The sequence below is a fragment of the Pigmentiphaga sp. genome (genome assembly GCF_019689535.1).
Classification (GTDB): Bacteria; Pseudomonadota; Gammaproteobacteria; order Burkholderiales; family Burkholderiaceae_B; genus Pigmentiphaga.
Genome location: NZ_JADGHH010000138.1, coordinates 1 through 9,531, shown reverse-complemented (window position 1 = coordinate 9,531; position 9,531 = coordinate 1). Strand labels below are relative to the sequence as shown.

Here is a 9,531-nt window from a genome sequence, read left to right as displayed (position 1 = left end):
GCGTGGTTGATGTTATAAAGAGCCGGGCAGGGTGGGGGGGGCGGGGGCCGGGTGGCGCCAGTACCAGGTGCGTATGGCGCCGCCGCCGGGAACGGGCAAGTCGTAGATTTCCGTGCCGGCCGGAGGCTCCCGCCACCACGAGCGTTCGCCCATTTCGACCGAGAAGATCAGTTGGCGCTGCCAGCGGTCGAGTGCGACGTAGCCCGCGCATGCTAGCGCGACGGTGCAGGCTAAGGCGGCGTAGCGGCGGACCCTCATGCTACTTCAGAAAGCCGGAGCCGCCGGAGGTTCCCCGCCGCCGTCACGGCGTGGCTTGCCTCAGTCGGCTTGGATGCCGAATTCCTTGACGACTTTGCCGAAGTATTCATGCTCGTCCGCCGTCAGCTTGCCCAGCTGCTCGGGCGTGCTCGCTTTGGCGAACGCGCCGAAGACGCGCATTTTTTCGACTACGTCGGGCATCTTGAGGATTTCGGCCATGTGCGCATTGAGCTTGCGGACGATTTCGTCCGGCGTGCCCTTGGGCGCGTAAAGGCCTTGCCAGGCCGAAACGTTGACCTTGTAGCCCAGGTCGGCCATGGAGGGCGCGTCCGGTGCCAGCGGAGTGCGGGTCTGGGCGCCATTGGCCAGGATGCGGATCTTGCCCGAGGCCAGGTGCGGCTCCACGGGGCCGAAGGTCATCCAGCTCAGCGCGACGTGGCCACCCAGCAGGTCGTTGACCGCAGGGGCGACGCCCTTGTAGGGGATGTGGACGAGCTTGATGCCGGCGGCTTGGTTGAAGATCTCGCCGAGGATGTGCATGGGCGAGCCCGAGCCGGGGGTGGCGTAGGTCAGCGCCTTGCCTGCCTTGGCATCCTTGATGACCTGTGCAACCGAGGTGTAGCCCGAAGCCTGGCTGGCGACCAGCAGCAAAGGCTGGTCGGCCGTTTGCGTGATCGGGGCGAAGTCGTTGGCAGGATGGTAGGTATTGCCGTTGGTCTTGACCACGTGGGTCGCCATCGAGAAGGTGCTCGGTGCCAGCAGCAGGGTATAGCCGTCTGGCTTGGCGCGGGCGGCGTAGTTGCTGCCGATGATGCCGCTGGCACCCGCCCGGTTCTCGACGATGACGGGTTGGCCCAGGCGTTCCGTCAATTTTTCGCCGAAAAGGCGCGCCATGGCGTCGGTATCGCCACCCGCCCCGTAGGCGACTACGATGGTGATCGGTCGCGTCGGATAATCGGCGGCCATGGCGGGGGAGGAAATGGCGGCTGCACCGGCGGCGCCGGCGGCGGCGACGAGCAGGGCGCGTCGGCCGGACTGGAATTGCGAGTACATCTTGATAACCATACGTAATAAAGAGAGCCAGTAGCGGCGCTTGTACAACCCGCGCCGTGGCGGGCACCGCAGGGTGTGCGGCGATCCGGATGAGCCGCGGACTGCGTCGCGGCCGCCGGGTGCGTGGCGCTGTAGTGTAAGCGATTAACAGGGGTTTGCGGTTTCGCGAGTGAAACAATGTCTCCTCCTGGAAATAAATTCCGGCGAGGAGCACAAAAAAAAGAATGCGGTTCGCACCCCTCGGGAAAGGGCGAACCGCCTAAGCTGCCGGGAGCCTCCCTGGGGGAAGGAAAGCTCGTGGGGTCCGGCAGAAAGGGGGAAGCAGGTCAGGTCGTCCCGGGCGCTGTTTCACCGGAGGTCGGGGCCGGTGGCTCCCCCGCGGTTCGTGCCGCGGCAGCACCCGCCTCGAGGTAAAGCTTTAAGTGCCGCAAGTCTTCGGCCATTTGTCGCGAGGGGTTCTCGCGCGAGAGGCGGGCGGCCACCCGGCCGGCCTGGCCCAGCGGCGGCTGGTAAGCGATCATGGCCCGCACCGTGGTGCCTTTGCCGTCGGCGGTGTTGCGGAACTCCACCCAGCCCGTGTTCGGAATGTCTGCCGTGGCTTCGGCCTCCCAGGCGATGCGCTCATTGGGGATGTCCTCGACCACGTGCGCGATCCATTCGACCGTCTTGCCGAAGGGCGCCTTGACCGTCCACCTGGAGCGCATGTCGGTGATGACGTCGATGTTGACGATGTGCTGCATGAAGCGCGGCAGGTTGGAGAAGTCGCGCCAGAAGCGGTAGATTTCCTCGCGCGGTCGGTCGATGACGATGGCATGGGTCGCTGCGGCGGCAGAGATCCAGCCCTGCTCGCGGGCAATGCGGCGCTCCAGGGGCGAAGGCGTGACAGCTTGTTTGACCGGACACCTGCCGGTCGCGGCGCGCCAGAACAGCCCCGCGGCGGCCGCCGCCGCCAGGTCGCCCAATAAGCCGCCGCGGCGCAGCCCCCACACTAGGAGCAGGGCGCCTCCCGCCGCTGAACCGATGCGCTCGGCCGGCCCCACGTTGAGGTCGGCCGATGCAGGCCATTCCGCTTCCCATTCCGAGGGTAGCTCCGGCACGACGTCCGTTTGGTCTTCCATGGATCTCTCCGTTAAGCTGCGCGAGCCTCGGTGGAGGTAGCAAGCGATGTGCCCCGCCGCGTCCGATGGGGGGCACCCCGGAAGATGTAAGAATTGCCTGGCCGCGACGGAAAAAAGGAAGGCGGCGGAGGGCGCCAACGTCAACGGAAAACTGGACATGGCTGACGCAGGACGCATGGAAATGGGCTTGGGCGCGGGGTATCGCCGCTATGTGCAGGCGCTCGCGGCGGCCTACGCGCTCATTTGGCTCGCACTCGCCATTCGCCCACTCGATCGCGGCGATTGGGCGCTGGAGAACGTGCTGGTGGTCGTGTTCTGTGCCGGCCTTGCGCTGTCTTGGCGGCATTTCCGGTTCTCGCGCTTGTCCTACACGCTGATTTTCATTTTCTTGTGCCTGCACGCCATCGGTGCCCACTATACCTATGCCAAGGTGCCCTATGACGCTTGGTGGCAGGCCTTGGCCGGCAGCAGCTTCAACAGTCTCTGGGGCTGGGAGCGCAACCATTTCGATCGCGCTGTGCACTTTTCGTATGGGCTGCTGCTCGCGTATCCGATCCGAGAGGTATTTCTGCGCGTGGCGGACGCCAAGGGTTTCTGGGGATACTTCCTGCCGCTGGAGTTCACGCTGGCAACCTCGGCCATGTTTGAGCTCTTCGAGTGGGCGGCGGCCGAGCTCTTCGGCGGCGACCTGGGCGTCGCGTACCTGGGCACCCAGGGCGACGTTTGGGACGCGCACAAAGACATGCTGCTGGCGGCGGCCGGCGCGGCGCTGGCCATGCTGGTCACGGCGGCGGTGAACCGCTGGCTGCAGCGGGACTTCTCCCGCGAGTGGGCGGAAAGCTTGCGTGTCAAGGATCCGCGCCCCTATGGGGAGGAGGAAATCCGCCGCAAGCTAGAACAATCGCGCGCACGGGTGCCCGCCGGCCCCGATCCCCATTGACCAGGCATTGGCCTGCGCGAGCGGCTGCACCGGCCCACGTCATGCCGCGCGCTTGAGCCGCCGGAGCAGCCAGGGCAGCACGAGCGCTGCGAGGGCCAGGGCGAACAGCGTGGCCGATACCGGCGTCGAGACCAGGATGAGCGGGTCGCCTTCGCCCACCGCCAGGGCGCGCCGCAGCTGCGTCTCCGCCATGGGTCCGAGGATGAGGCCGATCAGGACGGGCGCGATGGGGAAGTCGTAGACCCGCATCGCGTAGCCCATGAGTCCGATGCCGAACATCAGCGCCAGGTCGGTCCACGAGTTGGCCACTCCCCAGATGCCGACCAGGGCGAAAACCAGGATGCCCGCGTACAGGTAGGGGCGGGGGATGAGCAGCAACCGCACCCACATGCCGACGAGCGGCAGGTTCAACACCAGCAGCATCAGGTTGCCAATGTAGAGCGAAGCGATCAGGCCCCACACCAACTCGCCGCTGTTGGCGAAGAGGAACGGCCCGGGTTGCAAGCCATAGCTCTGGAAGGCCGCAAGCAGGACGGCCGCGGTGGCCGAGGTAGGCAGGCCCAGCGTCAGCAGGGGCACCAGGACCCCCGCGGCCGCGGCGTTGTTTGCCGCCTCGGGGCCTGCCACCCCCTCGATCGCGCCGTGGCCGAACTCTTCGGGGTGTTTGCTCAGCTTGCGCTCGATGGCGTAGGAGAGGAAGGTCGGGATTTCGGTCCCGCCGGTGGGCAGCGCGCCGATGGGAAAGCCCAGCGCCGTGCCGCGCAGCCAGGGTTTCCAGGAGCGCTTCCAATCCTGCCCGGTCATCCATGTGCCGCCCGCGAGCGGGTTGATGCGCGGCGGTGCCTTGGCGTAGCGGCTTGCGACGTACAGGATTTCGCCCACGGCGAAGAGCGAGACCAGCACGACGGTCAGTTCGATGCCGTCGAGCAGGTCGGCCGAGCCGAACGTCAGCCGGGCCTGGCCGGTCTGGCCGTCTATGCCCACTACGCCCATCGACAGCCCGAGGAAAAGCGAGGTGAAGCCGCGCACGCGCGAGGCACCGAGCACGACCGAGACGGAGGTGAAGGCCAGCACCATGAGCGCGAAGTAGTCTGCCGGCCCAAGCACGAAGGCCAGTTCGGCGATGGCGGGCGCCACGAAGCTCAGGGCCAGGGTGGCGAGCGTGCCGGCGACGAAGGAACCGATGGCCGCAGTGGCGAGCGCGGCCGCGCCCCGTCCGGCCCGCGCCATCTTATTTCCCTCGAGCGCGGTCATCATGGACCCGCTTTCGCCCGGCGCATTGAGCAGGATGGACGTCGTCGAGCCGCCGTACATGGCGCCGTAGAGGATGCCGGCGAACATGATGAAGGCGGAGGTCGGCGCGATTTGGACCGTGACCGGCAGCAGCAGGGCGATGGTGAGCGCCGGGCCGATGCCGGGCAGCACGCCGATGGCGGTGCCGAGCGCCGAGCCGAGGAAGGCCCAGAACAGGTTGACGGGCTGCAACGCGACCCCAAAGCCCGAAAGCAGGGATTGAAGGGCTTCCATCGGTCACCACCCGACAAGGGGAAAGGCGCCGCCGAGGTCGACGCCCAGTCGCGAAAAGCCGAGCCAGCAGATCGCCCCGAGCGCCAGGCCCACCGCGCAGTCGAACAGCACGCGCCGCGACCCGAACGCCCGCGTGACCAGGGCGAACGAGCCCATCGCGGTCAACGGGAAACCGAGAGGTTTCATGGTGAGCAGCGGCAAGGCGGCGCCTGCAGCCGCCCAGAGCAGGGCGGGCCACGAGGCACCGGCCTCGGTTGCCGCGTCTTCGGCTTGTTGCGGGGAAAAGGTTTCGCCCCGGGCGATCTGGACCAGCAGCAGGACGCCCAGCAACATTAGGACGGCACCCACGGCGCTGACGAAAAAGCCAGGGCCGAGCGCCGCGTAGCCGCCCAGCTGGGGCAGCGTGCTGCCTTGGTAGACCCAGGTCGCGCCGACGCCTGCGATGGCCAGGCCCAGCCACCAGGGTTTTCTGGGGGGAGTACCCATGCGTAGCCTCCAAGGGGCGAGCGCCTCGCCCCGGACTTTCAGTCGGGCCGCTACTTGACCAGCCCGACGGACTTCAGCACTTCGGCCTGGCGCGCTTTTTCTTTCTCGAGAAACGCGGCGAAATCGTCGCCGGCAAGGTAGGCGTCGTCCCAGCCATTGTCGGCGAGGGTCTTCTTCCACTCGGGGGTGGCGTGCAGCTTGGCATAGCGTTGCAGCCACATCTCGCGGCCGGCCTGGCTCATCCCCGGTGGGCCGATGATGCCGCGCCAGTTGCCGATGACGACGTCGAAACCGCTCTCCTTGAGCGTGGGCACGTCGATGCCGGGCAGGCGCTTCTCGGACGAAACGGCGATAAGGCGGATGCGGCCCTGGTCGGCGAAGTTCTTCAGCTCCGAAATCCCGGAGATGCCGATTTTCGCCTGGCCGCTCGCCAGGGACGTGACGACCTCCGCGCCGCTGGTGTAGGGCAGGTAGTTGACCTTGGTGGGAGGCAGGCCGACCGCCTTGGCGAGGAGGGCGGCAGTGACATGGTCGGTGCCGCCAATGGAGCCGCCGGCCACGGCCGTGCCTCCGGGGTTGGCCTTCAGGGCCTGGATGGCATCGGCGATGGTCTTGATGGGTGAGTTGGCGGCCACCGCGATCGCGCCGGCGTCGTCGGTCAGGCGCACCAGGGGCGTGGCTTGGTCCAGGGTGACGGGGGATTTGTTGGTGATGATGGCGCCGACGAGGATCGCGCCGATGGACATGATGGCGTTGTCGTCGCCCTTGCTGGTGCGGAAAAACTCGGCGAGCCCGATCGTGCCGCCCGCCCCGCCCCGGTTCGTGACCTGGAATCCATCCGTGAAGATGCCGGTCTGCTGCATGACCTGGAGCGGAATGCGCGCGGCGCCGTCATAGCCACCGCCCGGGCCGCCAGGGGCCATCACCTTGGCGGGCGCGGCCATGGCGAGGAGCGGCGCGGCGGCGAGGACGGCTCCTACCCATTTTCGTACGGTGTTCATGCGTATCTCCTTCCTCTTCTTCCTTCGTTGACGGTTGGAACCCGGGCGAGCGGCCGCGGGAGGTCCGTGTCGCGACGTCTACAGTATCCGCCCAAATGCGGGCTCCGGAAAAGCGTTCCGCTTACGCACCCGGCCCGACCGCCACCTAGGCGTACCTGGCCTGAAGGGGCGGGAATGGCCCGCGGCACCGGGCCCCCAGCCCTGGGGGAACCAGGCGGGAGGCTTGATTTTTGGGAATGCGCCCATATTTGGGCCAATGCAAGTTGATACGAGGTCGCCCCGGCGGGCAGGGAGCCCAGGCGCGCGCTTTTCCCGGCCGGGGCGAAATCGTGCAAACTCGTTTTTCTTGGTTTTGAGCCGGCTTCTCTTCAACCGGCGCGGTTCGCATTTCGTTTGTCACCTTTCGACGAGATCGCCATGGCCCGCAAGACCCCAATCGAGCGCTACCGAAACATCGGCATCAGTGCCCACATCGATGCAGGCAAGACCACGACCACCGAGCGCATCCTGTTCTATACCGGGGTCAACCACAAAATCGGGGAAGTCCATGACGGCAACGCTACCATGGACTGGATGGAGCAAGAGCAGGAGCGCGGCATCACGATCACGTCGGCGGCCACCACCGCGTTTTGGCGGGGCATGGCCGGCAATTACCCCGAACATCGCATCAACATCATCGACACCCCTGGGCACGTCGACTTCACCATCGAAGTGGAGCGCTCCATGCGTGTCCTCGACGGCGCCTGCATGGTCTACGATTCGGTCGGCGGCGTGCAGCCGCAATCCGAGACCGTCTGGCGCCAGGCCAACAAGTACGGCGTGCCGCGCATTGCATTCGTCAATAAGATGGACCGCGTCGGCGCCGATTTCTTCCGCGTGCAGCGGCAGATCGTGGAGCGGCTGAAAGGGCGTGCCGTGCCAATACAGATCCCGGTGGGCGCCGAAGACCACTTCGAGGGCGTCGTCGACCTCGTCAAGATGAAGGCCATCATCTGGGACGAGGCCAGCCAAGGCGTGCGCTTCGAATATCGGGACATCCCTGCAGAGCTGCTGGCAACCGCCGAAGAGTGGCGGGACAAAATGGTGGCCGAGGCGGCCGAGGCCGAGGAGGCGCTGATGGACAAGTACCTCGGCGGGGAGCCCCTCACCGAAGAAGAAATCAAGCGCGGGCTGCGCAAGCGCACCGTGGCGGGTGAAATCGTACCCATGCTGTGCGGCAGCGCCTTCAAGAACAAAGGCGTACAGGCAATGCTCGACGCCATCATCGACTATCTTCCCTCGCCGGTGGACGTGCCCGCCATCAAGGGCGTCGACCTGGGCGAGCGCGAGGCCGAACGCCATCCTTCCGACGACGAGCCGTTTTCCGCGCTGGCGTTCAAGATCATGACCGACCCGTTCGTCGGTCAATTGATCTACTTCCGGGTGTATTCCGGTGTCGTGCGGTCGGGCGACACCATCTTCAATCCCGTGAAGGGCAAGCGGGAGCGGATCGGCCGCATCGTGCAGATGCACGCCAACGAGCGCCGGGAAATCAAGGAAGTCTATGCCGGTGACATCGCGGCGGCCGTGGGCGTGAAGGAGGCGACGACCGGCGATACCCTGTGCGATCCGGACCATCCCATCATTTTGGAGCGCATGGCGTTCCCCGAGCCAGTCATTTCCCAGGCGGTGGAGCCCAAGACCCAGGCCGACCAGGAGAAGATGGGCCTGGCCCTGAGCCGGCTTGCGCAGGAGGATCCCTCTTTCCGCGTCCGGACCGACGAAGAATCGGGGCAGACCATCATCTCGGGCATGGGCGAACTGCACCTGGAGATCATCGTCGACCGCATGCGACGCGAGTTCGGCGTCGAGGCAAAAGTCGGCAAGCCGCAAGTCGCCTACCGCGAAACCATCAAGTCCACGGTACGGGACGTGGAAGGCAAGTTCATCAAGCAGTCGGGCGGCCGCGGACAATACGGCCACGTCGTGATCACGGTGGAGCCGCAGCCCCCGGGCACGGGCTATGAATTCGTGGACGCCATCAAGGGCGGCGTCGTGCCGCGCGAATACATTCCCGCGGTCGACAAGGGCATCCAGGACACCCTGGCTTCCGGCGTGCTGGCCGGCTATCCCGTGGTGGACGTGAAAGTGACCTTGACCTTCGGTTCCTATCACGACGTGGATTCGAGCGAGAACGCGTTCCGCACGGCGGCGTCGATGGCGTTCAAGGAGGCGATGCGCCGGGCCAACCCCGTGCTGCTCGAACCCATGATGCGCGTCGAGGTCGAGACGCCGGAGGAATTCATGGGCAACGTGATGGGAGACCTGTCGTCCCGTCGCGGCATGGTGCAGGGGATGGAAGACATCGCAGGCGGTGGCAAGGTCGTGCATGCCGAAGTGCCGCTTGCGGAAATGTTCGGCTACTCCACCGTCCTGCGGTCGCTGACTCAGGGCCGCGCGACTTACACCATGGAGTTCAAGCACTACGCCGAAGTGCCCCGGCAGGTTGCCGAGGCGGTGATCGGGTCTCGCAAGCTTTGACGGCTTGCGGGCCCGGGGCCGGCGCCGCATCCGGGATCGGGAGACGAGGCAATCGTTCTTTCGCCCGCAACGCTCCGCGCAGCTGGTACAGTTGTCGGCGACATTATTCGGTATTTGTCCCTCGATCCGCCTTTCATGACGCCTCCCGTCTTTTCTGCCCGCCTCGTCGCGCGCTGGCTGCTGGTCTTGATGTTGCTGGCCGGCGCTTATTTCTTCAGCGGATTTCTCGTGCCGGGGTTGGCCGCGCTGATCATCGGCTTTGCGAGCTGGCCGTTGTACCGGCGGTGGGTGCACGTGTGCGGGGGGCGTCGGGCGCTGGCCGCCAGCACGGCGCTGCTCGTCATCGTGGTCGGCCTGATCGTGCCTTTTGCCTTCGGCGTCTCTTATGCCATCCAGGAGGCCAGCAACTTGATCCGCTGGCTGCTCGAGGCGAACCGCGACGGGTTGCCCGTCCCGCAGTGGGTGACGGCCTTGCCCGTGATCGGCGACAGGCTGGCCGGCTACTGGGAGGAGTATCTCGGAAGGCCGCATGCCCTCGGTTCCTGGGTGCAGCTCGTCAGCGGCGAACACCTCGGCAATATTTACCGCGTCGTGCTCTCGGCCACGGGCAATGCGTTCCACATTGCCT

Annotated in this window: 9 protein-coding genes; 3 read left to right on the top strand and 6 right to left on the bottom strand. The window is 66.2% G+C overall.

The genetic code is table 11. The features are described 5' to 3' along the window. Window positions 1-12: 12 nt before the first annotated feature. The 3 genes from IRZ12_RS12355 to IRZ12_RS12345 all read right to left on the bottom strand — a co-directional run bounded on the left by IRZ12_RS12355 (window position 13) and on the right by IRZ12_RS12345 (window position 2,429). Window positions 13-258, bottom strand: coding sequence for a hypothetical protein (locus tag IRZ12_RS12355; protein ID WP_296468840.1), 246 nt, complete (start codon window positions 256-258; stop codon window positions 13-15). Between the two features lie 60 nt (window positions 259-318). After that, entirely contained in the window at window positions 319-1,311 is a 993-nt protein-coding gene (locus IRZ12_RS12350; RefSeq protein WP_296468838.1) for a tripartite tricarboxylate transporter substrate binding protein, read from the bottom strand. Between the two features lie 326 nt (window positions 1,312-1,637). Beyond that, entirely contained in the window at window positions 1,638-2,429 is a 792-nt protein-coding gene (locus IRZ12_RS12345) for an SRPBCC family protein (RefSeq protein WP_296468836.1), read from the bottom strand. 157 nt (window positions 2,430-2,586) lie between these two features. Between IRZ12_RS12345 and IRZ12_RS12340 the strand changes: the two genes are divergently transcribed. Beyond that, the gene (locus IRZ12_RS12340) at window positions 2,587-3,369 is read left to right on the top strand and encodes a DUF2238 domain-containing protein (RefSeq protein ID WP_296468833.1); all 783 of its coding nucleotides are present in this window, start codon (window positions 2,587-2,589) and stop codon (window positions 3,367-3,369) included. 39 nt (window positions 3,370-3,408) lie between these two features. Here the strand turns inward: IRZ12_RS12340 and IRZ12_RS12335 are convergent, their stop codons facing one another. The 3 genes from IRZ12_RS12335 to IRZ12_RS12325 are packed head-to-tail and all read right to left on the bottom strand — an operon-like array spanning window position 3,409 to window position 6,383. Then, window positions 3,409-4,896, bottom strand: coding sequence for a tripartite tricarboxylate transporter permease (locus tag IRZ12_RS12335; RefSeq protein WP_296468831.1), 1,488 nt, complete (start codon window positions 4,894-4,896; stop codon window positions 3,409-3,411). A gap of 3 nt (window positions 4,897-4,899) precedes the next feature. Continuing rightward, window positions 4,900-5,382 (bottom strand): tripartite tricarboxylate transporter TctB family protein, encoded by a 483-nt coding sequence (locus IRZ12_RS12330; RefSeq protein WP_296468829.1) that lies wholly within the window; start codon window positions 5,380-5,382, stop codon window positions 4,900-4,902. A gap of 50 nt (window positions 5,383-5,432) precedes the next feature. Then, entirely contained in the window at window positions 5,433-6,383 is a 951-nt protein-coding gene (locus tag IRZ12_RS12325) for a tripartite tricarboxylate transporter substrate binding protein (RefSeq protein ID WP_296468827.1), read from the bottom strand. Window positions 6,384-6,800: 417 nt separating this feature from the next. Between IRZ12_RS12325 and fusA the strand changes: the two genes are divergently transcribed. Both fusA and IRZ12_RS12315 read left to right on the top strand, forming a co-directional pair. After that, window positions 6,801-8,903 carry an elongation factor G gene (gene fusA / locus IRZ12_RS12320; RefSeq protein WP_296468825.1) on the top strand — a complete coding sequence of 701 codons (2,103 nt, stop codon included), beginning with the start codon at window positions 6,801-6,803 and terminating at the stop codon, window positions 8,901-8,903. A gap of 135 nt (window positions 8,904-9,038) precedes the next feature. After that, window positions 9,039-9,531 (top strand): AI-2E family transporter (locus tag IRZ12_RS12315; protein WP_296468823.1); only part of this gene is annotated, 493 nt, incomplete at its 3' end.

Excerpts from the sequence above, each read along its gene's own strand:
- IRZ12_RS12345 (WP_296468836.1), bottom strand. The coding sequence starts at position 2,429 with ATGGAAGACCAAACGGACGTCGTGCCGGAGCTACCCTCGGAATGGGAA.
- IRZ12_RS12350 (WP_296468838.1), bottom strand. The coding sequence starts at position 1,311 with ATGTACTCGCAATTCCAGTCCGGCCGACGCGCCCTGCTCGTCGCCGCC.
- IRZ12_RS12355 (WP_296468840.1), bottom strand. The coding sequence starts at position 258 with ATGAGGGTCCGCCGCTACGCCGCCTTAGCCTGCACCGTCGCGCTAGCA.
- IRZ12_RS12340 (WP_296468833.1), top strand. The coding sequence starts at position 2,587 with ATGGCTGACGCAGGACGCATGGAAATGGGCTTGGGCGCGGGGTATCGC.
- IRZ12_RS12330 (WP_296468829.1), bottom strand. The coding sequence starts at position 5,382 with ATGGGTACTCCCCCCAGAAAACCCTGGTGGCTGGGCCTGGCCATCGCA.
- IRZ12_RS12335 (WP_296468831.1), bottom strand. The coding sequence starts at position 4,896 with ATGGAAGCCCTTCAATCCCTGCTTTCGGGCTTTGGGGTCGCGTTGCAG.
- IRZ12_RS12325 (WP_296468827.1), bottom strand. The coding sequence starts at position 6,383 with ATGAACACCGTACGAAAATGGGTAGGAGCCGTCCTCGCCGCCGCGCCG.
- fusA (WP_296468825.1), top strand. The coding sequence starts at position 6,801 with ATGGCCCGCAAGACCCCAATCGAGCGCTACCGAAACATCGGCATCAGT.